General features: G+C 68.8%; 25 protein-coding genes and 1 pseudogene. 12 read left to right on the top strand and 14 right to left on the bottom strand.

All coding sequences use genetic code 11. The features are described 5' to 3' along the window. Positions 1–80: 80 nt before the first annotated feature. On the bottom strand, positions 81–1,673 hold the full coding sequence (locus tag RM1_RS06805) for an MFS transporter (protein ID WP_072750560.1): 1,593 nt from the start codon (positions 1,671–1,673) through the stop codon (positions 81–83). A gap of 205 nt (positions 1,674–1,878) precedes the next feature. On the opposite strand from RM1_RS06805, the gene RM1_RS06800 reads away from it, so the two are divergent. The 5 genes from RM1_RS06800 to RM1_RS06780 all read left to right on the top strand — a co-directional run bounded on the left by RM1_RS06800 (position 1,879) and on the right by RM1_RS06780 (position 3,888). Next, positions 1,879–2,073 (top strand): CbtB domain-containing protein, encoded by a 195-nt coding sequence (locus tag RM1_RS06800; protein WP_072750559.1) that lies wholly within the window; start codon positions 1,879–1,881, stop codon positions 2,071–2,073. Between the two features lie 90 nt (positions 2,074–2,163). After that, the gene (locus tag RM1_RS27150) at positions 2,164–2,589 is read left to right on the top strand and encodes an SH3-like domain-containing protein (RefSeq protein ID WP_072750558.1); all 426 of its coding nucleotides are present in this window, start codon (positions 2,164–2,166) and stop codon (positions 2,587–2,589) included. Beyond that, positions 2,586–2,882, top strand: coding sequence for an SH3-like domain-containing protein (locus RM1_RS27145; protein ID WP_027500507.1), 297 nt, complete (start codon positions 2,586–2,588; stop codon positions 2,880–2,882). The genes RM1_RS27150 and RM1_RS27145 overlap by 4 nt, the downstream gene beginning before the upstream one ends. After that, entirely contained in the window at positions 2,879–3,562 is a 684-nt protein-coding gene (gene scnC, locus RM1_RS06785) for a thiocyanate hydrolase subunit gamma (protein ID WP_072750557.1), read from the top strand. Before RM1_RS27145 ends, scnC begins: the two co-directional genes overlap by 4 nt. Next, the gene (locus RM1_RS06780) at positions 3,562–3,888 is read left to right on the top strand and encodes a ScnB (protein ID WP_072750556.1); all 327 of its coding nucleotides are present in this window, start codon (positions 3,562–3,564) and stop codon (positions 3,886–3,888) included. The genes scnC and RM1_RS06780 overlap by 1 nt, the downstream gene beginning before the upstream one ends. A gap of 16 nt (positions 3,889–3,904) precedes the next feature. Here RM1_RS06780 and RM1_RS06775 read toward each other — a convergent pair. Continuing rightward, a pseudogene (locus RM1_RS06775) lies at positions 3,905–4,338 on the bottom strand (PaaI family thioesterase). Positions 4,339–4,397: 59 nt separating this feature from the next. Between RM1_RS06775 and RM1_RS06770 the strand changes: the two are divergent. From RM1_RS06770 to RM1_RS06755, 4 genes are all read left to right on the top strand, one after another. Next, positions 4,398–5,012, top strand: a complete 615-nt coding sequence (locus RM1_RS06770) for a TetR/AcrR family transcriptional regulator (RefSeq protein ID WP_072750555.1) — start codon at positions 4,398–4,400, stop codon at positions 5,010–5,012. Continuing rightward, on the top strand, positions 4,999–5,718 hold the full coding sequence (locus RM1_RS06765) for an HD domain-containing protein (protein WP_072750554.1): 720 nt from the start codon (positions 4,999–5,001) through the stop codon (positions 5,716–5,718). Before RM1_RS06770 ends, RM1_RS06765 begins: the two co-directional genes overlap by 14 nt. A gap of 27 nt (positions 5,719–5,745) precedes the next feature. After that, positions 5,746–6,360 (top strand): nucleoside/nucleotide kinase family protein, encoded by a 615-nt coding sequence (locus RM1_RS06760; RefSeq protein ID WP_072750553.1) that lies wholly within the window; start codon positions 5,746–5,748, stop codon positions 6,358–6,360. Between the two features lie 111 nt (positions 6,361–6,471). Continuing rightward, positions 6,472–7,296, top strand: coding sequence for a CPBP family intramembrane glutamic endopeptidase (locus RM1_RS06755; RefSeq protein WP_072750552.1), 825 nt, complete (start codon positions 6,472–6,474; stop codon positions 7,294–7,296). Positions 7,297–7,312: 16 nt separating this feature from the next. Here RM1_RS06755 and RM1_RS06750 read toward each other — a convergent pair whose 3' ends face one another. Further along, entirely contained in the window at positions 7,313–8,746 is a 1,434-nt protein-coding gene (locus RM1_RS06750) for an FAD-dependent oxidoreductase (protein ID WP_072750551.1), read from the bottom strand. 109 nt (positions 8,747–8,855) lie between these two features. On the opposite strand from RM1_RS06750, the gene RM1_RS06745 reads away from it, so the two are divergent. Together RM1_RS06745 and RM1_RS06740 are read left to right on the top strand one after the other, a co-directional pair. After that, positions 8,856–9,467, top strand: coding sequence for a TetR/AcrR family transcriptional regulator (locus RM1_RS06745; RefSeq protein WP_072750550.1), 612 nt, complete (start codon positions 8,856–8,858; stop codon positions 9,465–9,467). Positions 9,468–9,498: 31 nt separating this feature from the next. After that, positions 9,499–10,755, top strand: a complete 1,257-nt coding sequence (locus RM1_RS06740; protein ID WP_143069387.1) for an esterase-like activity of phytase family protein — start codon at positions 9,499–9,501, stop codon at positions 10,753–10,755. A gap of 55 nt (positions 10,756–10,810) precedes the next feature. Here the strand turns inward: RM1_RS06740 and RM1_RS06735 are convergent, their stop codons facing one another. After that, complete coding sequence (locus tag RM1_RS06735) at positions 10,811–11,821, bottom strand: helix-turn-helix transcriptional regulator (protein ID WP_072750548.1); 1,011 nt, start codon at positions 11,819–11,821, stop codon at positions 10,811–10,813. Between the two features lie 136 nt (positions 11,822–11,957). Here RM1_RS06735 and RM1_RS06730 point away from each other — a divergent pair, with 136 nt between their 5' ends. Continuing rightward, positions 11,958–12,353: a Rid family hydrolase gene (locus RM1_RS06730; protein ID WP_072750547.1), complete on the top strand. Its 396-nt coding sequence runs from the start codon at positions 11,958–11,960 to the stop codon at positions 12,351–12,353. A gap of 88 nt (positions 12,354–12,441) precedes the next feature. Here RM1_RS06730 and RM1_RS06725 read toward each other — a convergent pair whose 3' ends face one another. From RM1_RS06725 to RM1_RS06680, 10 genes are all read right to left on the bottom strand, one after another. Next, on the bottom strand, positions 12,442–14,994 hold the full coding sequence (locus tag RM1_RS06725; RefSeq protein ID WP_072750546.1) for an ATP-dependent Clp protease ATP-binding subunit: 2,553 nt from the start codon (positions 14,992–14,994) through the stop codon (positions 12,442–12,444). 311 nt (positions 14,995–15,305) lie between these two features. Beyond that, positions 15,306–16,241, bottom strand: coding sequence for an esterase/lipase family protein (locus RM1_RS06720; protein WP_072750545.1), 936 nt, complete (start codon positions 16,239–16,241; stop codon positions 15,306–15,308). A 102-nt stretch (positions 16,242–16,343) separates the two neighbouring features. Beyond that, positions 16,344–16,688, bottom strand: a complete 345-nt coding sequence (locus tag RM1_RS06715) for a histone-like nucleoid-structuring protein Lsr2 (protein ID WP_027500495.1) — start codon at positions 16,686–16,688, stop codon at positions 16,344–16,346. Between the two features lie 119 nt (positions 16,689–16,807). Beyond that, the gene (gene lysS / locus RM1_RS06710; protein WP_072750544.1) at positions 16,808–18,319 is read right to left on the bottom strand and encodes a lysine--tRNA ligase; all 1,512 of its coding nucleotides are present in this window, start codon (positions 18,317–18,319) and stop codon (positions 16,808–16,810) included. A gap of 22 nt (positions 18,320–18,341) precedes the next feature. Continuing rightward, positions 18,342–18,764, bottom strand: coding sequence for a rhodanese-like domain-containing protein (locus RM1_RS06705; RefSeq protein ID WP_027500493.1), 423 nt, complete (start codon positions 18,762–18,764; stop codon positions 18,342–18,344). After that, complete coding sequence (locus tag RM1_RS06700; protein ID WP_083576564.1) at positions 18,761–19,327, bottom strand: cysteine dioxygenase; 567 nt, start codon at positions 19,325–19,327, stop codon at positions 18,761–18,763. Before RM1_RS06700 ends, RM1_RS06705 begins: the two co-directional genes overlap by 4 nt. 163 nt (positions 19,328–19,490) lie before the next feature. After that, the gene (locus RM1_RS06695) at positions 19,491–20,306 is read right to left on the bottom strand and encodes a type III pantothenate kinase (protein ID WP_072750542.1); all 816 of its coding nucleotides are present in this window, start codon (positions 20,304–20,306) and stop codon (positions 19,491–19,493) included. Between the two features lie 2 nt (positions 20,307–20,308). Beyond that, positions 20,309–20,749 carry an aspartate 1-decarboxylase gene (gene panD / locus RM1_RS06690; RefSeq protein ID WP_027500490.1) on the bottom strand — a complete coding sequence of 147 codons (441 nt, stop codon included), beginning with the start codon at positions 20,747–20,749 and terminating at the stop codon, positions 20,309–20,311. Positions 20,750–20,799: 50 nt separating this feature from the next. After that, positions 20,800–21,714, bottom strand: coding sequence for a pantoate--beta-alanine ligase (panC, locus tag RM1_RS06685; protein WP_072750541.1), 915 nt, complete (start codon positions 21,712–21,714; stop codon positions 20,800–20,802). Then, a complete protein-coding gene (locus RM1_RS06680; protein ID WP_027500488.1) occupies positions 21,711–22,637 on the bottom strand; it encodes a Rossmann-like and DUF2520 domain-containing protein in 927 nt (308 codons plus the stop codon). The genes panC and RM1_RS06680 overlap by 4 nt, the downstream gene beginning before the upstream one ends. Between the last annotated feature and the right edge of the window lie 93 nt (positions 22,638–22,730).

Here is a 22,730-nt window from a genome sequence, read left to right as displayed (position 1 = left end):
TCGAGCGTGAGTGTGGTCAGGACCAGTGTTCCCGCGTTCGCGCCGGGGAACACCCGAATTCGGCACACCGGTCGCGGGCGCTACCGCACGCCGCTCGACTGCTCCGCAGCGTTGTCGGTCTCGTGGTAGTGCGCCAGCAGGGCGCGTTCCTCGTCGCGCTTGGGGAACGCGAAGAAGACCAACGCCGAGCCGACCAGCACGATGAGAATCGCCGCCGCGTAGGCCTTGGTGTCGCCGTCGAGGAACGCCGACCGCGCCGCGCTCATGATCGGCTCCGCGTACTGCGGGTACCGCTCGGCGATGTCCGCGGCGCCGGCGAAGGACTTCTCCAGGGCGGACTCCACCTCCGAGCTGACCTGATCCGACTGGGGCGACGAGGCGATGGCCGCGGCGAAGGAGGCCGTGTACCCGGCAGTGAGCAGCGCGCCGAGCACGGACTGGACGATGGCGCCACCGAGGTCACGCTGCAGATCCGCCGTGCCCGAGGCCATTCCGGCCCTGGACACCGGCACCGAGCCGGTCAGCGACCGGGACGCAGGCGTGCCCGCGAGCCCGACACCGATGCCGAGGAAGATGTAGCCGAGCGCGATCTTCCAGTACTGCGCGTCCTCCTTCCACAACAGCAGCGCCACCAGCAGTCCCGCCACGATCGCCACGTACCCGAGCAACAGGGTGAACCTGGCGCCGTGGGACTCGACCAGCTTCGCGGACTGCGGCGCCACCAGGACCATCACCGCGGCGGCTGGCAGGCCCGCCGAACCAGCCGCGAGCGTGGAATAGCCCAGGACGTTCTGCATGAACTGCTGGCCGATGTACATCGTGCCCATCAGCGTCCCGAACACCACGATGCCCGCGACCGCGGCCACCCAGAAGATCCGGCGACGGGCCACACGGAGATCGAAAAGCGGTGCGGGAGCCCTCAGTTGACGCCAGAAGAACACGGCCCCTGCGGCGAGTGCGATCGCCAACAGACCCAGCGCGGTGGCGCCCATCCCGTCGACGGGCGCGAAGTTGATGCCGAGTACGAGGGCGGCGACCAGCACCACGGACACCATGCCGCCGAAGTGGTCGACCGGATCCGTCGACTCGTTCACATGGCTGGGCACGAAGACGACCGAGAGGCCGAGCGCGATCAGCGCGAGGGGCAGCGTGATGAAGAAGACCGAGCCCCACTCGAACCATTGCAACAACGCCCCGGAGGCAAGCGGCCCGAGCGCCGAGATGCCACCACCGATCGCCGACCACAGCGCGATCGCCTTGGTACGCGCCGCCCCGGACCACAGCGCGGTGATCAGCGCCAACGTGGTCGGGAACGCCAACCCAGCGCTGATGCCGCCGAACAGTCGGGCCGCGAACAGCACCTCGAAGTTGGGCGCGAACGCGGCGATCAGGCTGGCAGGCACCGAGAGCGCCATGCCGAGGACCAGCATCGTCTTGCGCCCGTACCGATCGCCGAGGGCACCGAGATACAGCACGGACGCGGCGAGCCCGACCGAGTAGCCGACCGCGATCAGGTTGAGCTGTGTCTGGCTGGCGTCGAAGGCCTTCCCGATGTCCGGCAGCGCGACGTTTGCCACCGCCAGGTTCAGGTTCGCGACGGCGGCCACGATGATCAACGAGAGCAGTACGAGACGCGGCCGTGCGGGCTGGTCTCCGGGGGATGCGATTGCCACGCACCCAGTTCACACCATCTACGGCTCACCGGTGCGAATTGCGGGGCCGTGGCGCGGTCGTCATTCCGGAAGAAACCCGAGATCGCCACGGCAGGCGGTGTAGCCTCAGAGGGCCGCGACACTGTGATCGGGGATCAGCTCCCCGACCGCGAGAACACGCCGACCTTCGTTGGAACCACGGGACGTCCCGTTACCAGGAGGAACCATGGCAGTAGTCCATTCGCCAAGCGGGACAGTGGAATCGATGGGCGCGATCGTCCTCGCCATCGGCGTGATCCTGTTCGCGTTGCTCACGCTCTACCTGGTCGGATTCGACCAGGGGGCGATCTCCCGCTCCGGCATGTACATGCACGAACTGATGCACGACGGTAGGCACCTGCTCGGCCTGCCCTGCCATTAACCGAACCGGCGAGCATGAGCCACCGGTTCGGACAACACGGCCCCCGTTCCTGACGGACCGGCCGAGGCTCGACGAACGACGGAGATCTCGATGAGTTCACCGAACAGTTTCGACGCGCTTCAGACCCGCGTCGCAGATATCGCACCGGTCTACCGCAATCCGTTGGACTCGCCCTACGAGATCTCCAACGAGATGTTCGCCGCACTGCGGCACGTCCTCCACGACGTCGGCGGCCAACCCGACCTGCCGATCGAGTACAAGGAGAAGGACGAAGAGCCATGGGAGATGCGCACCTACGTCACCTGTGAATGCCTGGGCTGGCGCGGCGTGTGGAATTCCGAGGAGCGACGCCGGGCCGAGAACGATCTCGGCGCGACGCTCTACTTCGGACTCCCCTACTACGCCCGATGGGCCACCGTCGCCGCGAAGACCCTGATCAACAAGGGCCTGATCACACCGGACGAACTGTCGGCCAAGCTGGACGAGGTGCGGGCACGGACGGGGGCGGCGTCATGACGAAGTTCCAGATCGGGGACCGGGTGACCGTCAGGGACGCGACCTCGATGTTCCACACCAGGACCCAGGCGTACACCCGCGGCCGGACCGGCGTCGTGGTCGAACACCGCCCGGAGTGGGTGATCCCCGAGGACGAGGCGTGGGGACGCGAGGACGGTCGCAAGGAACCCTTCTACGTCGTGCGGTTCCTGCAGCGCGACCTCTGGCCCAAATACACCGGATTTGACGCCGACACCCTCGAGACCGAGTGCTCGGAGCGGTGGCTGGAACCCGCCGAGGAGGAGCCGAAGTGAGCCAGACACACGACGATCACCACGCACCGATCCAGGAATCCGGTGAGATCAGCGAGTTCGAGGTCCTCGAGACGGCCGTCCGGGAACTGGCCATCGAGAAAGGCCTGTTCTCGGCGGAGGATCACCGCCGCTTCTCGGAGTGGGCCGAGTCCGTCGGCCCCGCAGGCGGATCGCGGCTGGTGGCCAAGGCGTGGACGGACCCCGAGTTCAAGGCGCGACTGCTCGCCGACGGCACCGAGACCTGCAAGGAGGTCGGTATCGACTGGCGGGATCCGACCGGGTCGGGAACCCCGAGCGACTACACGTACTTCTACGTCCTGGAGAACACCCCGACGGTGCACAACGTGATCGTCTGCACCCTGTGTTCCTGCTACCCGCGGCCGGTGCTCGGCATGTCGCCGGACTGGTACCGCACCCCCAACTACCGCAGGCGCCTGGTCCGCTGGCCGCGAGAGGTGCTCGCGGAGTTCGGGTTACACATGCCGCCCGAGGTCGAGGTGCGGGTGCACGACTCCAACCAGAAGTCGCGGTTCATGGTGATGCCGATGCGGCCCGAGGGCACCGAGGGCTGGACCGAGGAACAGCTCGCCGCCATCGTCACCCGCGACACCATGATCGGGGTCGCGCTGCCCCAGGTCGACTGGACCGCCTCCGATGCCCCGTCGAAGGTGGGTGCGTGATGAGCGAGGGATACCGGGTGCTGTTCGAGACGCTCGAGCCAGGATCGCGGCGCGAGTCGAGCCTGGCCGAGCTGGACGGGAAGCCGGCGCCGTGGGAGTCGAGTATGCAGGCCACGTGCGAGTGCCTGTCCTGGCGGGGGGCGTTGGACAACCTGGAGCGCCGCGAGGCCGAGGACGAACTCGGCGAGACCATCTACCTCGACTTCCCGGTCCGCGCCCGCTCGGCCGTGGTCACCGCGCACGCGCTGATCGACCTGGGTGTCATCGACGAGGTGGAACTCCGGGCGAAGATGAAGGCGGTGCGGGAGCGCTTCGAGCGCGAGTGAGTCCCCCGCAGGCCGATCAGCCGACCTGATACGTGCCCATGCCCTTGGCCACCAGCGTGCCCCCGCCGGTGGTCACGATGTCCACGGTGCAGCTGCTCAGGCGACGGCCCTCCGTACGCGCGTTCCGATGATGTCGACGTCCTCCGCGAACGCAGGCTCGAGGAACTCGACGGACATGGAAACCGTGACGCCCCGCAGCTTTTCGGGGACCCTCGGTCCTGCCCACGCCGCTGCCATGATGCCGATGTCGATGCACGCGGCGAGCGCGCCGCCGTGGACCATCTCGCCGACGGTGACCAGGTTGTCGCGGAAGGGCATGCGCAGGCGTGCGTGATCGTCGCCGATGTCGACGAGCTCGATACCGAGGTGCTGCACGAAGGGCGAGTGCGGGAGGAACAGCCGCATCGCCTCCGACCCCGTGGTGGGTGCCTGGATTGTTGCCTCGGACATGACCTCACCCCTAAATCAGAGTTTGACTACGTTTTCGGAACTGTACTACGGTTTCTGTCATGAGCCTAGACCCGCCCGCGGACCGCAGGCGCCGCCGCACGCACACGGCGGTCCTCGACGCCGCTGATCTGCTGTTCACCCGGGACGGCTACCGTGCGACGAGCGTCGACGCCCTGGCGAACCAGGCCGATGTCGCACTCAGCTCCATCTACGCGAACTTCCCCGGCGGCAAGGCCGACGTGTACGCCGCGCTCGCCTGCCGCACGGCGACCGAGCACGCGCAGGGCATGCGAGAGGCGCTGACCGGCACCACCGCCGAGGACCGTCTCCTGGTGGCCTTCGATGCGTACGTGTCGTTCCACCGCTCCCGACCGCTGGCCTTCCGGATCCTCGGTCTGACGGACGTCGACGACCGGGATTCCGAGGTCGTGGCACAGGCCCGAGCGCGCATCGACGCGACGCTGATCGGGATCACCCGCGAGCTGGTGGCGGCGATCGGCCCCGCCGTCCCTGGCACCGAGGAGATCGTGCTGCTGGCCTGGGCGACCGTCAACGGCGTGCTCAGCCTCGAGCATCGCCGCACGGTCACCCGCGGCAGCGCGGATTCGCTCATCGAGATGGCGCGGGCGGACGGCGACCGCAGATTGAAGGAGTCAGCACATGCTCAGAGGTGAACTGGGCCGGGCCGATCGGCTCCGGGTCGTGTTGCAGGCGGCGGCCATCCAGACCCGTGCGCTGCCAAGCCAATTGGCGGGCGTGGCGAAGTCCGGCCCGGCGGCACCGCCGCTGTTCGATCCGCCGGATTCCGCCCTGGCCAGGGAGGCCCTCGAGCACGCCCGCGAGGTGCTCAGCCCGGCCATCCTCGCGCACAGCCTGCGGTGCTGGCAGTGGGCCATGCGATTTCGCGCGGTGGACGGGCTCGAACCCGACCCCGAGGCACTGTTCGTCGCGTGCGTCCTGCACGACACGGCGCTCGGCGCCCCCGCCGATGCGCATGTCGGCTGCTTCGCACTGCTGGGGGCCGAGGAGGCCAGGCGGTTCGTGGCTGCCCGCGGCGCCCCCGCATCGGCGGAGACGGTGGCCACCGCGATCGTGCGCCACATGGACCCGCGCACGCCAACCGGGCACGGCCCCGAGGCCGCCCTGCTGCACGACGCCGCCCACCTCGACGTCGCCGGGTATCGGGTTCGGGACCTGCCGCCGGAGGTTCTGCGCACCGTCATCGCGGCACTCCCCCGCGACGGGCTCGGCGCGGAGTTCGGCGCGCTCGCCCGGCACGAGAGCCGGGTCAGGCCACGTTCGACGATGGCGGTGCTGTGGCGCGGCGGGATGCGGATCCCGCTGCGCCTCAACCCCCTCGACCGGCTCGGAGATCACTGACCGCACCGACGGCATAGCGTGCTGTCCATGGCCACCGATGACGATCCGACCATCCCGCCGCCGGTCGGCGGTGTCACCCGGATCGCGGCGCAGGCGCGAGCCGCCCATCGCAGGCGGCGTCGGCGGCGCGGCCCGACCCTGGTCGGCATCGACGGTCCCGCGGGCGGCGGGAAGTCCACCTTGGCCGAGCGGGTCGCCGCGGCACTGGACGACGCGCCGGTCGTCCGGATGGACGACCTGTACCCGGGCTGGGACGGCCTCGCCGCGGCCGTTCCCCGGCTCGTCCGGTGGGTCCTCTCCCCCGCCGAGCACGGCCGGGTCCCGCGCTATCGGCGCTACGACTGGCATCTGGGCGGATACGCGGAGTGGCGCGCGGTCCGCCGCCACCGATACCTGATCGTCGAGGGCGCGGGCGCGACCAGCGGGCGGGCCCGCGGGTACTACGCCGTGCGGGTGTGGGTCGACGCCGACCCGGGCGAACGGATGCGGCGCGCGCTGCTGCGCGACGGCGACATGTTCCGGCCGCACTGGGCCCGCTGGGCCCGGCAGGAGGCGGCGCTGTTCGGGGCGGACCGGACGCGGCGGGCCGCCCACATCGTCGTCATCACGAGTTCGACTGCCCCGGACGATGATCGACCGTAGTAGTCCCACGGTAGGAGATCGGCCGGAACGAGATCAGCTGCGGGGTGGATGCTCCTGGCATGGTGCCTGCGTGAGGCTGGGCGGGTTGGTCCCTCGAAAGGAGCTCCCCGCGTGTTCCCCCGCCTGCCCGATCGCACCGCGTCGATCGTCTACATCGCCCTCGTCCTGGCGGTCGCGCTCGGCACCGCGAACATCGCCGAGGGTCTGCTGCTCGCGGTCTCGCCACTGCTGACGGTGCTGGTCATGATGCTGGTCGTCACCCGCGAGGGCTACCGTCGCGCCGGGTGGCGCCCGCTGGGCATGACCCGCCTCGGCCTGCGGTACTGGCCCTACACGCTCCTGGCGACCGCGGGGGTGTCGGCACTCGCGATCGTCGGCGTCGTGCTGGCGGGCGCCGGAAGTCTCACCGCCCCTTCGGGTGACTGGCTGCGGTCCTCGCTCCTCCTCTGCATCACCGGGCCGATCCTCGCGTTCGCCGAGGAGATCGGCTGGCGGGGATACCTGCAGCCGCGTCTGGAGTTCCTCGGCGAGCGGTGGGCCATGTTCGTGGTCGGCGTCGTGTGGATCTGCTGGCACCTGCCGTACATCCTGCTGACGCCCAACTACCACGCCGAAGGACAACGCGCCCTCGTGCTGATCCTGTTCGGCAGCACCGTGGTCGCGTTCTCATTCCTGTTCGGGTACCTGCGCATTCGCTCCGGCAGTGTGTGGCCGGCCGTCCTCGCGCACTTCGCGCACAACGCCTCGTTCGCCGTTCTCGCCACCTACGCGATCACCACCGACCGTCCCGTCGTCGTCAACGAGTACCTCGCCGGGGACACCGGCCTGTTCGTGCTGGTCGGCACCGCGGCCTTCGCCATCGCACTCGCGCGACGCGGGGCCACCGTTGGCGGTGATCCGGTGGAGCTCTCGCCCCAGACGCCCGGGCGTGGATGACCACTCCTGACACGAGCTATGCCGCTACACCCGTCCACGAACGCAGCGCCGTGCGCCACCCGTCGTCGCCTGCCGTGGTCCCGACCCAGGCGATGTATCCGTCGGGACGCACCAGCAGATCGGGGCCGGCGTCGGTTCGTTCGACTTGGAGAACGTCGGTGTCGCGGCGGGCCGCGCCGCGCCGACGGACGAGCACGAATCCCGGGGAGCGTTGTACCTCGGTCAGTCGCCCCCGCCGTAGCGGCACCTCGGTGGCGCGGGTGCCGACGAGGGAGTGCTGCCCGCGACCGTGGCGATAGCGCAGGGTGACGCCGGAGAAGGCGCCTGCGATCGGGTTCGAGATCGGCCGGATCGCAAGGATCTTCGGCGCAAGGAAGTCGCGGGCCCACCGCGCCAGGACCGGCTTCAGGGTCACGGCCCGCATCAATGCGCCGCTCTGGAACAGCACGAGGCGGCCGATCGGGTGTCGCTCGGCCTGGTAGGTGCCGAGGATCGCGTCGTCGGCGCCACCGAGCGCGAGGTCGAGCTTCCAGGCCAGGTTGGCGCCGTCCTGGATGCCGGTGTTCATGCCCTGGCCGCCCATCGGCGAATGGACGTGGGCGGCGTCGCCTGCGAGGAACACGCGTCCGTGTCGATAGTTCTCGACCTGCCGCTCGTCACAGTGGAACCGAGACCGCCAGCTGATCTCGCCGAGCCCGACCGCACGGCCGAGAGTCCGGTCGAGGACCTCCTCGACCTCGCCGGGCTCCACCCCGACGCTGTCCGGGAGGCGATGGTCGCGGTCCCACGTCACGGACCGATACCAGCCGTCGTCGCCGTACGGCACCAGGAACGCGAATTCGTCGGCGGTGCTGCCGAGAAGGGGCCCGCGGCCCGCTGGGCCGTTCGTGAGACGGACATCCGCGAGGACGACGGACTCGAGGACCGTCTTGCCGGGGAACGGGACACCGAGCAACTCGCGGACCGTGCTGTGGGCGCCGTCGGCGCCGACGACGTAGCGGGCCCGCCAGGCTCGGGTGGCGCCGCCGCCCTTGGGTTGGGTGGTGACGGTGACACCATCGGAGTCCTGCTCCAGACCAACGACTTCGGTACCCCGGTGGATGGTGGCACCCTGCTCACTGGCGTACCGCAGGAGCGCACCGTCCACGTTGGTCTGCGGAGTGATCAGGGCATACCGGTATCGCGACGGCAGCCGCGTCAGGTCGAGTGTCGCGCCGCCGAACAGGTGCACCTCGGCAATCGTGGTGCCCATGGCGAGCAGACCGTCCGCCAGGTCGCGGCTGTCGAGCACCTCGAGCGTGCGGGCCATCGTCGCGAAGGCCCGGCTGGACGGATTGATCTGCGGCCAGCGCTCCAGAACGGCGACCTCGCGGCCGGCGCGGGACAGATCGCCCGCGATGGTCAGACCGGTCGGGCCACCGCCCACCACGACCACATCGACGTTTTCCATGACTCACACTCCCGCTATGTCACCGAGTGTTGACATAAACGCTACGCCGCCCCGGCCGGTAAGTCCACGGTCGGTGACATAGCGGATCGTGCGGGATAGGTTCGGGGGCATGAGCGGCACGCGCATCGGTGACACCGGACCAGCCCGCACCAGGAACGCCGAACAGACCCGCGCGGACATCCTCGCCGCGGCCAGGGCACGCTTCGCCGCGGACGGCTTCGAACGCACCACCCTGCGGGCCGTCGCGGCCGACGTGGGAATCGATCCCGCGCTGGTGATTCGCTACTTCGGCAGCAAGAAAGACCTGTTCGCGGCCGCGGCCCATGTCACTCTCGATTTCCCGGACCTGCGCGGCATCCGACCAGACGGGCTGGCCGAGGTCCTGCTGCCCCGCTTCTTCGCCGTATGGGAGGGGCAGAGCACCTTCCTCGCTCTGCTGCGCTCGGCGATGACCAGCGAGAGCGCCGCGGCCACGATGAGAGCGGTCTTCGTCACCCAGGTGGCACCAGCGCTGTCGGTCGTCACTCCCGACGAACCTGCCCGGCGGATCGGCATGCTCGGGTCGTTCATCATCGGCCTGGCAACCGCCCGCTACGTGCTCGCCACCCCCGGCATCGCCGAGGCCAGCCACGCCGAGATCACGCGGTGGGCGGGTCCCGTCATCCAGCACCTCCTGACCGGTCCGGCACCGCACCCCGATGTTCGCCCTGACGACGGCTGATGGTCACCCGGCGCCCCTAGGTTCAGCCCTCATGCGCACTCACACAACAATGTTGACCGCGGCGGCCGCCGCGGTCCTCGCCGCCGTCGCGGCCGCTCCCGCCTCGGCCGCGCCGCCCGCGGCCCCGATCGTGAAGTCGTCCGCGACGCTGCCCGCCACCCCGCTCTCCGACGTGGCGCGGCAGATCACCGACGACCGGGGCGTCAACCTCGGCGGCATCGGCAGCGGCATCTTCCCGATCGGCGGCGGCGAGTACTGGACCGTGACCGATCGCGGACCCAACGGCGAGGTGAAGGTGGACGGCGCGGACCGACGCACCTTCGTCGTCCCCGAGTTCACCCCCGCGCTGGTCAGGATCCGGGTCCAGGGCGACCGGATCGCCGTGCTCGAGACGCTGCCGCTGACCACCCCGGCAGGCGCGCCCGTCACCGGCCTCTCGAACCTCCCCCGCGACGAGAAGCCGTACGCCGCCGATGCCGCGACGCTGCTCCCGTTGAACCCCAACGGACTCGACACCGAAGGCGTGGTCCGCACCCCGGACGGCCACTTCTGGCTGGTCGACGAGTACGGCCCCTCGATCGTCGAGGCCGACGCCACGGGCCACGTCGTCGCCCGGCACGTGCCCGCGGGACTCGAGGACGACTACACCGCGGCCGGGGTCGCGTACCCGGTGACCGGCAGCCTCCCCGCCGGCCTGGCCGACAGGAAGGTCAACCGCGGCTTCGAGGACATCGCCCTACTGCCGGACGGCCACACCGTCGCCGTCGCGCTGCAGAGTTCGGTCGTGGTCAGCGGCGACAAGGACCGCACCGTCACGGAGCTGCTCACCTTCGACACCGCGACCCGCACCACCGTGCACGAGTTCGGGTACCAATTCGACGACCCGTCCACCTTTGCGGCAGGCACCAGGGGGCGCGACCTGAAGATCTCGGCGCTGATCCCGCTGTCGCAGAACCGGGTCCTCGTCGAGGAGCGCACCGACACCGAGGCCCGCTTCCACGCCGTCGACCTGGACCCGGCCCGCGCGCTGATCACCAGCGCCGACAAGACGCTGTTCGCAAACCTCGCGGGCGTCGCGGGCGTGCCCGGCAAGATCGAGGGCGCCGCACTGCGCGGAAACCGACTGATCCTGATCTCCGACAACGACTTCGGCTTCGACGGCACCCGCGCCTACGCCGCGGGCCAGGACGTCGCCGGCAGCGGCATCGAGACCGTACTGGTCGAGGTCAAGGTCGACGACGGCGCCGGGTCCTCGGATCTGCCGTTCCCGATCACCCCGCTCTCCTGAGCTCGAACAGGGGCGGGCACTCGAGTGGGGTGTCCGCCCCGAACGGCACTCGGGGTCAACCGGATTCCGGCGCCGGACGGGCATCGATCATGTCGAGGTCGGCGCCGTAGCGGGTGACGGTCGCGGCGGCGCGGGTGCGCAATGAGGTGCGCAACCACTGCGGTGCAAGGGCTTCCGCATGCGTGGCGAGTTGCCACAGCGCCCATTCGGCGTGCCTCGAGTCTTGGAAGGTCACCTCCATGCGCAGCCAGCCGTCTGCGTCGGGTTCCTCGGCGAGGACGGCCAACGCGGTGTCAACCAGGTCCTTCCGCCGAGTCGGGTCCACCCGTGCCAGCACGGCGACCTGTTCGCCGCCGGTCCGGAACTGCACGGCGCGTTCCTGCCAGGCCCGGTCCAGATCGACCCGGTCCGGTCGCTGTGCGGGCTCGGGCAGCTCCACGGCGGCCAGGACCCGGGACAGCCGGTAGGTGCGATCCGCGCCCGATCTCGTGGCCAGCAGGTAGCCCTGGTCGCGTGCGGTGACCAGACCGATCGGATCCACCGTGCGCCACTGTGGTGTCTGCCCCTCGGCCGCGTAGTGGATGCGCAGCTTGTGTCCGGCGAGCACCGCGCGGCGGACCTCGGCCACGATGCCGTCCGGCACCTCCTCGGCGACCAGCCGGCGCGAGAGGAGGTCGGCCTCTGGATCGATGAGCAAGCGCTGGGCCGCGCCGGTCGCGGTGTCCCGGTAGTTCTCCGGTAGCGCGTCGACCACCTTGAGCATGGCCGAGGCTAGCGCCGAACCGAGGCCGAATGCCTGTGCGCCGCGCCGTGATCCGGCGACCAGCAGGGCGAGCGCTTCGTCGTGGTTCAGTCCGGTGAGCTCGCTACGGAGACCGGGCAACATCGCGAAGCCGCCGTGCCTGCCGCGCTCGGCGTAGACCGGGACGCCTGCCGCGGACAGCGCCTCGATGTCGCGCAGCACCGTCCGGGTGGACACCTCCAGCTCGCGAGCCAGCGTGGCCGCGGACAGCCGACCGTGCTGGCGCAGCAGCAGCACCAGCGAGACCAACCGGTCAGCTCGCATGACGAAAATTATGGCAGCAATACATGACACAAGGTGTCGTGTATTGGCTGCGAGGCTTGCCGGCATGACAGAGAAGATGGCCACCGAGCCGATGGACGTACGCACTCTCGATGAATCGACCGGAGCCGATGGGGCAATGAAACGGGCAGCGGTCAACCCGTGGACGTGGTCGGCGGAGCTGGGTTACAACCAAGGCGAGATCGTCTCCGGGCACACCAGGACCCTGTACTGCTCCGGGCAGACCGCGATGAGCGGCGAGGGCAGGCCCCAGCATGCAGGCGACATGGCCCCGCAGTTGGCGCTGAGCATCGACAACCTGGAGGCCGTCCTCAGCGAGGCAGGCATGTCCCTCGCGAACCTCGTCCGGCTCAACGTCTACACCACGGACGTCGATCTGCTCTTCCAGCACTACGGGCTGCTGGCGTCGCGGTTGGGGGCCGCCGGGGTGGCACCGACCACCACGATGCTCGGGGTGACGCGGCTGGCGATCCCCGACCTGATGGTCGAGCTCGAGGGGACCGCCGTCGCGTGATGTGACCTCGCCGCCTCCGGTGCTCTCCGGACGAGACACGAAAACGCCCCGCGAGCTCTCGCTCGCGGGGCGTTTGTCGTATGTGAACCTAGTCGGCGGAACCGCCCTCGACGGGGGCCTCGCCTGCACCCGCCAGCGCCTCCGCAGGCGAATCGGGCACCTTGACCGGCTTCGGGCTACCGGTGAACGTGAACTTCGCGTCCTCGCCGGAGCTCTCGCCGTCCCAGCCCTCGACGTCGACCAGCACGATCTGGCCTGCACCGAGCTCGTTGAAGAGGATCTTCTCCGAGAGCTGGTCCTCGATCTCGCGCTGGATGGTGCGACGCAGCGGCCGCGCACCCAGGACGGGATCGAACCCGCGCTTGGCGAGCAGCGACTTCGCCTGCTCGGTCAGCTCGATGTCCATGTCCTTGTTCTTCAGCTGCTTCTCGACGCGGCCGATCATCAGGTCCACCATCTGGATGATCTGATCCTTGGTCAGCTGGTGGAAGACGATGATGTCGTCGATGCGGTTGAGGAACTCGGGCCGGAAGTGCTTCTTGAGCTCGTCGTTGACCTTGAGCTTCATCCGCTCGTAGTTCGACTCGCTGCCCGTTCCGGACGAGAAGCCCAGCCCGACGGCCTTGGAGATGTCCGACGTGCCCAGGTTCGAGGTGAAGATCAGCACGGTGTTCTTGAAGTCGACCGTGCGGCCCTGACCGTCGGTGAGACGGCCGTCCTCGAGCACCTGCAGGAGGGTGTTGTAGATCTCCTGGTGCGCCTTCTCGATCTCGTCGAACAGCACCACCGAGAACGGCTTGCGCCGGACCTTCTCGGTGAGCTGGCCGCCCTCCTCGTAGCCGACGTACCCGGGAGGGGCACCGAACAGCCGCGAGGCGGTGAAGCGGTCGTGGAACTCGCCCATGTCGATCTGGATGAGCGCGTCGTCGTCGCCGAACAGGAAGTTCGCGAGCGCCTTGGACAGCTCGGTCTTACCGACACCGGAGGGGCCGGCGAAGATGAACGATCCGGACGGGCGCTTCGGGTCCTTCAGGCCGGCACGGGTGCGGCGGATCGCCTTGGAGACCGCCTTGACGGCGTCCTCCTGGCCGATGATCCGTTTGTGCAGCTCGTCCTCCATGCGGAGCAGACGGGTGGTCTCCTCCTCGGTGAGCTTGAACACCGGGATGCCGGTCCAGTTGCCAAGGACCTCGGCGATCTGCTCGTCGTCGACCTCCGCGATGACGTCCAGGTCGCCGGAACGCCACTGCTTCTCCCGCTCGGAGCGCTGGGCGACCAGCTGCTTCTCCTTGTCGCGGAGGTTCGCGGCCTTCTCGAAGTCCTGCGCGTCGATCGCGGACTCCTTCTCCCGGCGCGCGTCGGCGATCTTGTCGTCGAACTCGCGCAGGTCCGGCGGCGCGGTCATCCGGCGGATGCGCATCCGGGCGCCTGCCTCGTCGATCAGGTCGATCGCCTTGTCCGGCAGGAAGCGGTCGTTGATGTACCGGTCGGCCAGGGTGGCCGCAGCCACCAGCGCGCCGTCGGTGATCGAGACACGGTGATGCGCCTCGTAACGGTCCCGCAGACCCTTGAGGATCTCGATGGTGTGCTCGACCGTCGGCTCGCCGACCTGGACCGGCTGGAACCGGCGCTCGAGGGCGGCGTCCTTCTCGATGTACTTGCGGTACTCGTCGAGGGTGGTCGCACCGATGGTCTGCAGCTCGCCGCGGGCCAGCTTGGGCTTGAGGATCGAGGCCGCGTCGATGGCGCCCTCGGCCGCGCCCGCACCGACCAGCGTGTGCAGCTCGTCGATGAACAGGATGATGTCGCCGCGGGTGTTGATCTCCTTGAGCACCTTCTTCAGGCGCTCCTCGAAGTCACCGCGGTAGCGGCTGCCCGCGACCAGGGAACCCAGGTCGAGGGTGTACAGCTGCTTGTCCTTGAGCGTCTCCGGGACCTCGCCGTTGACGATGGCCTGTGCCAGGCCCTCGACGACGGCGGTCTTGCCGACGCCGGGCTCGCCGATCAGGACCGGGTTGTTCTTGGTCCGGCGGCTGAGCACCTGCATGACCCGCTCGATCTCCTTCGAGCGGCCGATGACCGGGTCGAGCTTGCCCTCGAGGGCGGCCTGGGTCAGGTTCCTGCCGAACTGGTCGAGGACCAGCGACGTCGACGGGGTGCCCGCCTCGCCGCGGGTGCCGCCCGATTCGGAGGGCTCCTTGCCCTGGTAGCCGGACAGCAGCTGGATGACCTGCTGACGGACCCTGTTCAGGTCCGCGCCCAGCTTGACCAGCACCTGGGCGGCCACGCCCTCGCCCTCACGGATGAGGCCGAGCAGGATGTGCTCGGTGCCGATGTAGTTGTGGCCGAGCTGCAGCGCCTCGCGCAGGCTCAGCTCCAGCACCTTCTTGGCGCGCGGGGTGAAGGGGATGTGACCGGACGGGGCCTGCTGACCCTGGCCGATGATCTCTTCCACCTGGCTGCGCACGCCTTCAAGGGAGATACCCAACGACTCCAGCGACTTCGCCGCCACGCCCTCACCCTCGTGGATGAGGCCGAGCAGGATGTGCTCTGTGCCGATGTAGTTGTGGTTGAGCATCCGGGCCTCTTCTTGGGCCAGGACAACAACGCGCCGCGCGCGGTCGGTGAACCTCTCGAACATCGCTCTCCCTCACGTTCTTCTTGGGGTAGATCCCTACACGGAATCCACGAGCCGCACCTCTACTCTAGTGGCCAGTGGTACGACCTGCGCCGCCTCCATCCCATTCACTGCGGGACAGTGTGCCTGCTTACTGGTCCTAACGCAGCAGCCAGGGGTTTCGTTTCCGCTCTGCTCTACGCCAGCAGCGAACAGGGGCAGATGTCGACGTCACGGTCGCACACCTTTTCCCGACATCGCACGGCGATTGGGCGCCCAACGCGTGTGCGGCGGCGCCAGAAGGTGTGCGCAGCAGCTCGGACCCGCCGAGGGACTCAGCCGGCGACCGGCGGCACGAACACGCACGGAACCTCGCGCTGATGCGCGGTGTCGAGCGCGTTGAGCACCATCGTCCGCGCGCGCCGCGCGCCTGCGATCGACAGGTGGTCGGAATAGTCCTGTTCGCAGCCGTCCTGCAGCACGATGTTGGTCGTCTGCGGCCCCGGCTCGATTCCGGAGGTGTACGGAACCACGATCTCGTCGTAGCGCGTGACGATGTTCGTGTACTCGATCCCCGGCACGTACAGGCCGCCGGACCGCATGTGGTCCACGAATCCGGAGCCGTGCATCATCTCGGGACAGGCCTTGCATGCGGGGAATCCCAGCTGGAACTCGTCGTCGACCCCCAACCCGCGCAGCGCGGCGCCGAGGCTGAACCCGTCGACTCCGTAGGTCCCGTCCCACGGCGGTGCCAACGACACGATCCGGCCGACCTTGGCCGCCCCGCCCCCGAACCTCGCGTAGTTGTTGGCCACCACGGTGCCCTGCGAGTGGCCGACCAGATCCACCTTGTCGGCACCGGTCGTGGTGAGCACCCGGTCCACGAACGCCGCGAGTTGCTCGGTGCTCTGGTCGATGGGGAGCATGCCGCCGATCGCGCTCAGCGGCCACGGCAGATCGGCGAAGTTGCCGTAGGTGAGGGCGAAGACACAGAAACCCTCGTTCGCCAGCATCGGCGCGTATGCGGCCCAGTTGTCCTGCCGGTTGCCTGCGGTGCCGTGCACCAGAACGACGGGCGAGGGGTGTTCCGCGGTCGGCCGACACGACCAGTCATTGCTGCCGGGTGCCGATCCGCCCGGATTGGTCAATTCCGGCAGAACGCCCGAAAGAAAGGTATCGGGTTCGGGGAGGGGCGCCGCGCCCACGGCGACTGTGCCCCAGAACAAGGTGGCCGCCGAAATCAATGAACCGATCACAATTCGCCAGCGCATGACACTCCCCTCGAGTTGCTCCCTCGTCCGCCCGCCCGACCGCGAGGCTAACAGCCTGTATGCGATGGGGCGGGCGAAACGAGAGCACAAACTCCAGGGAGATCAGTTGGCTTTGTTGTACGCCTCGGTGATTTCCGCCGAGATACGACCGCGGGCCGAAACCTTGTGGCCATTGCGCCGCGCCCACTCGCGAATCGCCGCACTCTGTTCGCGGTCGATCGCCACCCGACTCTTGCCGCCGGCCACCGCGGCCTTGGCACGCCGACGCCCGGTCGACCGTCGTGCATGGGAAACCCAAACCTCAAGCTGCTCCCGCAGTTTTGCGGCATTCGCTGACGACAGGTCGATCTCGTAGGTGACGCCGTCGAGACCGAACTCGACCGTTTCGTCGGCGGCAGCCTCCTGGTCCACATCATCGATCAGGGTGACGGTGACCTTTTTCGCCATGGATCGAGTTTCCTTTCAATGAACTGCAATTTTGCGCTTCCCCGCGCCGGCTGCGACGAGTCTACGCCCATTCCGACGGACGCAATACCGGAGAAAAGCAATTCAGCAATTGAAAGAGGTCAGCGAGCCGAGGGGCGCACAATTGGGAAGAGGATAGTTTCGCGGATTCCCAAACCGGTCAACGCCATCAACAGACGGTCGATCCCCATGCCGGTGCCCGTCGTGGGCGGCATTCCCTGCTCCATCGCGGCGAGGAACTCCTCGTCAAGGGCCATCGCCTCGTCGTCGCCAGCCGACGCCAGCCGCGCCTGGTCGACGAACCGCTCACGCTGGATCACCGGGTCGACGAGCTCCGAGTAGCCGGTGGCCAGCTCGAACCCGCGCACGTAGAGGTCCCACTTCTCCGTCACGCCCGGCTCGCTGCGGTGCTGACGGGTCAGCGGCGAGGTCTCCACAGGGAAGTTCCGCACGAAGGTGGGCGCGAAGAGCTGGTCGCCACACTGGTGCTCCCACAGCTCCTCGACGAGCTTGCCGTGGCCGTACCCCTTGTCCTTTGGCACCTCGAGTCCGACCTTCTCCGCGAGGGCGAGCAGTTCGTCGACGGTCGTCTCGGGGGTGACCGACACCCCGATCGCCTCGGACAGCGACGGGTACATCTCGAGCGTCTTCCACTCGCCGCCGAGGTCGTACTCGGTGCCGTCCGCGAGCGTCACCAGCTGGGTCCCGAAGGCGGCCTGCGCCACCTCCTGGATCAATTCGCGTGTCATCGTCGCGGAATCGTCGTAGGTGCCGTATGCCTCGTACGTCTCGAGCATCGCGAACTCCGGCGAGTGCGTCGAATCGATGCCCTCGTTGCGGAAGTTCCTGTTGATCTCGAAAACCTTCTCGATACCGCCGACGACGCATCGCTTGAGGAACAGTTCCGGGGCGATCCGCAGATACAGATCGATGTCGAGGGCATTCGAATGGGTGATGAACGGGCGCGCCGCCGCGCCGCCGGCCAGCGTCTGCAGCATCGGGGTCTCCACCTCGAGGAACCCACGCCGCTCGAGCGCGTTGCGCAGCTCACGGACCACCGCGACACGCTTGCGGGCCATCTCCCGCGCCTCGGGCCGCACGATCAGGTCGGCGTACCGCTGACGGACCCGCGACTCCTCGTTCATCTCCTTGTGCGCGACCGGCAGCGGACGCAGCGACTTCGATGCGATCTGCCAGGCGTCGGCCATCACACTGAGCTCGCCGCGGCGAGAGCTGATCACCTCGCCGTGCACGAAGACGAAGTCGCCCAGGTCGACGTCCGACTTCCACGCCGCCAGCGCGTCCTCGCCGACGGAGGCCAGGCTGATCATGGCCTGCAGCTGGGTGCCGTCGCCCTCTTGCAACGTCGCGAAGCAGAGCTTGCCGGTGTTGCGGACGAAGATCACCCGGCCGACGACGCCGACCTCGGTGCCCGTGGCCGTGTCCGGCTCCAGGTCAGGGTGCTGCGCGCGCACCTGTGCGAGCGTGTGCGTGCGCGGCACCGAGACCGGGTAGGCCTCCTGACCCTGCGCCAGGATCCGGTCCCGCTTCTCTCGGCGGATCCGGAGCTGCTCGGGGGTGTCATCGGCCTGCTGAATTGCTGCATCACTCACGGGTGACCAGCATAATGCGCCCTCAGTGAGCGGCGACGGCCGCGGCCTCCCGAACGTAGTGCCGGGCCCGCGTCGCGACGCCGAGCAGACCGGCGGAACGGAGCGCCTGGTACCCGCCGACGAGATCGGTCGCCCGGTGCAGGCCCAGTTCCTGCAGCGCCGCGGCCGCCAGGCTGGACGTGTAGCCCTCCGAGCAGACCACGATCCACTCGACGTCGTGATCGACGGCCAGCGCGATGCGTGCGCTGCTCGTCGGGTCGAGGCGCCACTCGAGCACGTTCCGTTCGATCGCCAGCGCGCCGGGCAACGCCCCCTCGGCGGCACGCTGGGCCTGCGGCCGGATGTCGACGATGATCGCGCCGCGGGCGACGGCCTCGGCGACCTCGAACACGTACATGCGGCGGTAGCTCGCGCGGGCCTTCTCGAGCATCTGGTCGATGGTCATGCCGACTGTCCTTCCGGGAGATCGGTCAGCTCGGTGCGGGTGCGCCGCAGGGTGCCCTGATCGGTCACCTCGTAGTAGGACATCGCCGTGAGCGGCGGCGAGTAGGCGTGCACGCTCAGCGTCGGAGCGACCGGATCCACCGGGTCGCCTGGGGCCTGCATGACGTCGTGCACCCAACCGAGCGGGAAGGAGGCCTGATCGCCCGCGCCGAGCGTGCGGTACTTCAGTTCACCACCGCTCCAACGGTATTCGGCCAGGACACCGCTCAGCACGGTGAGCGCGCCGAGCGATCCGGCATGGTCGTGCAGTTCGGTCGCGAGGCCTGGCGCCCAGCTGATCAGCCAGACGTCGACGTCATCGTCGGCGTGCAGGCGGGTGGACCAGCGCTCGTCCGTCGGCCACGAGCCGGCCCCTGGCAGCAGATCGGCGAAGCGGCCGTCGAGCACGTCCTGCGCGCCCTGATCGGTGATGCGCAGCAGGTCGGCAGGCCGCAGGCGGCTCGGCGAGGACAGTGCGGTGACCGGTGACGGCACCGAAGAAGAGACCACAGATGTGGAAAGCATGGGAGAAACTCCAGGAGGGTGAATTGGTCAAGGCCGTGAGACGTGCCTCAACGAGTCGAGGCGGCGTTCAGCCTCGACAACACTCCTGAGCAACCATGCGGCGATTCACGCCAACCAGTGTGGCACAGAACCCCGAATTGGCAAACCCTCCGACCATCGGCGGTCAGGCCACCGGTGGGTGCTTCGCGGCCCGTCGGGCCTGGTTGCGCTCATAGACGATCCGCAGGCCCTCGAGCGCGAGGTCCCTCTCGATGTGCGCGATCGTCTCCGACTCCGGCATCACCAGTGGGGCGCTCTCCCCCGTTGCGATCACGTTCACGTCGTCGCCCGCGAACGCGGGCACCTCGGCGCGCACCCGGCGCACCAGACCGTCCACCAAGCCTGCGAACCCGAAGATCGCCCCGGCCTGCATGCACTCGACGCTGTTCTTGCCGACCACGGCCCTCGGGCGCACCAGCTCGAACTTCCGCAGCGCAGCCGAGTGCGAGGCGAGCGCGTCCGTCGAGGTCTCCAGGCCAGGCGCGATCGCCCCGCCGAGGAACTCACCCTTCGCCGAGACCACATCGACACAGGTCGCGACCCCGAAGTCCACGACGATGCACGGCCCGCCGTAAAGGTGATGCGCGGCAAGACTGTTGACGATCCGGTCGGCCCCGACCTCCTTCGGGTTGTCGACCAGCAGCGGCACCCCGGTTCGCACACCGGGCTCGACCACCACGTGCGGGACGTGCTCCCAGTACCGGGTCAGCATCACCCGCAGTTCCCGCAGCACCGACGGGACTGTGGACAGCGCCGACACCCCGACGATCTGGTCCACTCGCTCCCCGAGCAGGCCCCGCAGCATCCAGGCCAACTCGTCCGCCGTCATCCGCGGATCCGTGCGCATCCGCCAGTCCCGCACCAACTTCGAGTGGTCGCCCGTGCCGGTGAACAACCCGAGTGAGATGTTGGTGTTGCGGACGTCGACGGTGAGCAGCACGGCTACACCAGCGCCGAGGCGTCTTCGAGGGTGGAGAGCATCCGCGGGGTGATCAGGCCCGACCCCTCGGGGGCGTGCGCCGGGTCGGCACCGAGCTCGATGGCCTTGTTGTCGGCGTCGACGAAGACCACGCGCGGCTGGTAGTCGCGGACCTCCTGCTCGTTCATCACGCCGTAGGCGATGAGGATGACCAGGTCGCCGGGGTGCACCAGATGCGCTGCCGCACCGTTGATCCCGATCACCCCGGAACCGCGCTCACCCGCGATGACGTACGTCTCCAGACGGGCGCCATTGTTGATGTCCACGATGCACACCTGCTCACCCTCGAGCAGGTCGGCGGCGTCCATCAGGTCCTGGTCCACGGTGACCGAACCGACGTAGTGCAGATCGGCGTGGGTGACGGTGGCGCGGTGGATCTTCGACTTCATCATGGTGCGAAACATGTTGTGTCCTTCGGGTCTGGCTGGAAATTCAGGTCGGTGGAGGGGCGCTCTTACCCGGCCGCTGTCGTCTGGGAGGTACGGGAATCCTCTTCCCGTTCGAGGAATCCGGTGCCGACGGCGACGCCGACGTTGTCGATCAATCGGGTGCCACCGACCTTGGCCGCGACGAGCAGTCGCCCGTCCCCGCGCTCGGGCGCCGGTCCCAGGTCGACGCCGCGCACCTCGAGGTAGTCGACGTCCACCTCGGGGGTCGTCGCCAGCACCTCACGGGCGGTGGCGAGGATCGCCTCTGCTCCCCCTGCCGCCGCGTGCGCGCCCGCCACCAGTGCGGCGGAGATGGTCGCGGCCGCGGTGCGCTGGGCCTCGTCGAGGTATCGGTTCCGCGAGGACAGCGCGAGGCCGTCCTGCTCGCGCACGGTCGGGACGCCATAGACCTCGACGTCCAGGTTCAGGTCGCGGACCATCTGCCGGATCAGCGTGAGCTGCTGGTAGTCCTTCTCGCCGAAGTACGCGAGGTTGGGTCCGACGATCTGGAACAGCTTGTTCACGACGGTCAGCATCCCGGCGAAATGCGTCGGGCGGCTCGCCCCTTCGAGTTCGCTGCCGAGGGGACCCGCGTGGATCATGGTGCGCCGGCCTGCCGGGTACATCGCGGCAACCGACGGCGCGAACACCAACTCCACCCCGGCCTCGCGCAGCAGCTCGAGGTCCCGGTCCAGAGTGCGCGGGTACGCGTCGAGATCCTCGCCCGCGCCGAACTGCAACGGGTTGACGAAGATCGACACCACCACCACGCCGCCACGGAGCTTGGCCTGACGGACGATCTCCAGGTGCCCCGCGTGCAGCGCACCCATGGTCGGGACCAATGCCACCTGGCGTCCGACGCCGCGCAGCGCCTTGGTGACCTTGGTCAGCTCGGCGGGTTCGTGGTGCACGGTCAGTTCACCGCGTGCGTAGCCGTTCACGAGCGGCCCTCCAGGATCTCGATGAGTTCGGGCTTGGACCCGGCCCGCTGAGCGGACCGAAGTGAGAGGGCGCGGTAGCCGGCCGCGATCCGGGGGTCGACGTCCTGCAGGACCCGGAGGTGGGTCGCGACCGCCGCGGCGTCACCGCGGGCGACCGGCCCCGTCAGTGCCGCAGGACCGCGCCTGAGCGCGTTGTCGAGGGCGGCGGACAGCAACGGGCCCAGCACCCGCTCGGCCACCCCGTTGGGCTGGTCGTCGATGAGCTGCTGGCCGAGGAGTTCCTCGCCCGCGAGCGCGACGCGGAGCGCGGCAACGGCGTCCACGACCAGGGTGACCAGGTGATTGCTGCCGTGCGCGAGCGCCGCGTGGTAAAGCGGACGGGCCTCTTCGCGGACCCGGACGGGCTCCCCGCCGATCTCGAGGACAAGCGACTGCGCGATCGCGTAGCCGATCTCGTCCGCCGCGGTGATGCCGAAACACGCGGAGGACAACCGAGCGGTGTCCTCGTCGTGCCCGGTGAAGGTCATTGCGGGATGGATCGCCATCGGCAGCGCACCGAGGGCGGTCAGCGGCGCGAGCACACCGATGCCGTTGGCGCCCGAGGTGTGCACGACGAGGGTGCCGGGCTTGACCGAACCGGTTGCCGCCAGGCCGCCGACCAGGCCAGCGAGCTCATCGTCCGGGACGGCGAGCAGCAACAACTCGCAACGCGACGCCACCTCGGCGGCGGGCAGGATCTCGGTCTCGGGGAGCCTGGTCTCGGCCCTGCGAATCGACGCATCGGATACCGCGGAACAGGCGACGACGATGTGGCCGACGCGCTCGAGCGCGGCACCGATCGCCGTTCCCACGCGTCCCGCCGAGACGATTCCGATGGTCAATCGTGCGGGCGCGGGGTCTTGAGTGATCTCGGAGGAGGTCACCGTTGTCCTCTCGTTCGTTCCAGTCCCGCAGGGCGGGTACCAGACGTTCACAGCGAGGATAGCCGCAGCGCCGGGACGGCCGCCATGGCGGAA

The organism is Rhodococcus maanshanensis NBRC 100610, assembly GCF_001894865.1.
In the GTDB taxonomy this organism is placed as follows: Bacteria; Actinomycetota; Actinomycetes; order Mycobacteriales; family Mycobacteriaceae; genus Rhodococcus_G; species Rhodococcus_G maanshanensis.
The sequence above is the reverse complement of the archived record's forward strand: the minus strand, read 5'-3'. Positions and strand labels throughout refer to the sequence as shown.

What these genes read in the sequence shown, in the direction of transcription:
- RM1_RS06800 (WP_072750559.1), top strand. Translation starts at nt 1,879, where the DNA reads ATGGCAGTAGTCCATTCGCCAAGCGGGACAGTGGAATCGATGGGCGCG.
- RM1_RS27150 (WP_072750558.1), top strand. Translation starts at nt 2,164, where the DNA reads ATGAGTTCACCGAACAGTTTCGACGCGCTTCAGACCCGCGTCGCAGAT.
- RM1_RS27145 (WP_027500507.1), top strand. Translation starts at nt 2,586, where the DNA reads ATGACGAAGTTCCAGATCGGGGACCGGGTGACCGTCAGGGACGCGACC.
- RM1_RS06780 (WP_072750556.1), top strand. Translation starts at nt 3,562, where the DNA reads ATGAGCGAGGGATACCGGGTGCTGTTCGAGACGCTCGAGCCAGGATCG.
- RM1_RS06770 (WP_072750555.1), top strand. Translation starts at nt 4,398, where the DNA reads ATGAGCCTAGACCCGCCCGCGGACCGCAGGCGCCGCCGCACGCACACG.
- RM1_RS06765 (WP_072750554.1), top strand. Translation starts at nt 4,999, where the DNA reads ATGCTCAGAGGTGAACTGGGCCGGGCCGATCGGCTCCGGGTCGTGTTG.
- RM1_RS06760 (WP_072750553.1), top strand. Translation starts at nt 5,746, where the DNA reads ATGGCCACCGATGACGATCCGACCATCCCGCCGCCGGTCGGCGGTGTC.
- RM1_RS06750 (WP_072750551.1), bottom strand. Translation starts at nt 8,746, where the DNA reads ATGGAAAACGTCGATGTGGTCGTGGTGGGCGGTGGCCCGACCGGTCTG.
- RM1_RS06745 (WP_072750550.1), top strand. Translation starts at nt 8,856, where the DNA reads ATGAGCGGCACGCGCATCGGTGACACCGGACCAGCCCGCACCAGGAAC.
- RM1_RS06740 (WP_143069387.1), top strand. Translation starts at nt 9,499, where the DNA reads ATGCGCACTCACACAACAATGTTGACCGCGGCGGCCGCCGCGGTCCTC.
- RM1_RS06735 (WP_072750548.1), bottom strand. Translation starts at nt 11,821, where the DNA reads ATGCGAGCTGACCGGTTGGTCTCGCTGGTGCTGCTGCTGCGCCAGCAC.
- RM1_RS06730 (WP_072750547.1), top strand. Translation starts at nt 11,958, where the DNA reads ATGAAACGGGCAGCGGTCAACCCGTGGACGTGGTCGGCGGAGCTGGGT.
- RM1_RS06725 (WP_072750546.1), bottom strand. Translation starts at nt 14,994, where the DNA reads ATGTTCGAGAGGTTCACCGACCGCGCGCGGCGCGTTGTTGTCCTGGCC.
- RM1_RS06720 (WP_072750545.1), bottom strand. Translation starts at nt 16,241, where the DNA reads ATGCGCTGGCGAATTGTGATCGGTTCATTGATTTCGGCGGCCACCTTG.
- RM1_RS06715 (WP_027500495.1), bottom strand. Translation starts at nt 16,688, where the DNA reads ATGGCGAAAAAGGTCACCGTCACCCTGATCGATGATGTGGACCAGGAG.
- RM1_RS06705 (WP_027500493.1), bottom strand. Translation starts at nt 18,764, where the DNA reads ATGACCATCGACCAGATGCTCGAGAAGGCCCGCGCGAGCTACCGCCGC.
- RM1_RS06700 (WP_083576564.1), bottom strand. Translation starts at nt 19,327, where the DNA reads ATGCTTTCCACATCTGTGGTCTCTTCTTCGGTGCCGTCACCGGTCACC.
- panD (WP_027500490.1), bottom strand. Translation starts at nt 20,749, where the DNA reads ATGTTTCGCACCATGATGAAGTCGAAGATCCACCGCGCCACCGTCACC.